This window comes from Bacillus sp. SIMBA_026, assembly GCF_046535335.1.
In the GTDB taxonomy this organism is placed as follows: Bacteria; Bacillota; Bacilli; order Bacillales; family Bacillaceae; genus Bacillus; species Bacillus velezensis.
The window spans coordinates 1-272 of the sequence record NZ_JAWRWX010000156.1 but is presented as its reverse complement, the minus strand read 5'-3'; the positions used below and the strand labels follow the sequence as shown (position 1 = coordinate 272).

The 272-nt window shown below is 66.2% G+C and carries 1 protein-coding gene; it reads right to left on the bottom strand.

The window, feature by feature from the left end; all coding sequences use genetic code 11:
• Positions 1–272, bottom strand: a 272-nt coding sequence (locus SB847_RS21040; RefSeq protein WP_410578557.1) for a glycosyltransferase, incomplete at both ends; no start/stop codon positions are given.

Below are 272 nucleotides of genomic sequence, written 5' to 3'. Positions count from 1 at the left end.
CGAGCAGGAGTGTTTCGAACGCCGACATGCCAACCGTGAAGGCCACGTCGCCCAGGGGACGGCCATGGCGCTTTCCCTTTACAAACAGCCGTTCGGGATCGGCCGCCTGCTCAAACAGGGCCAAGCCCTTCAGAGCGTCGGCCGGGTCCGTCTGCATGTCGGCGTGGGTCCAGGCGAGGATGCGGCCTTCCGCGGCTCGAAGCCCGCTCAGAATGCCAAAGCCGTAGCCCTGGTTCTTCTCCACCCGCACCGTGCGGATGCGCGACTGACCG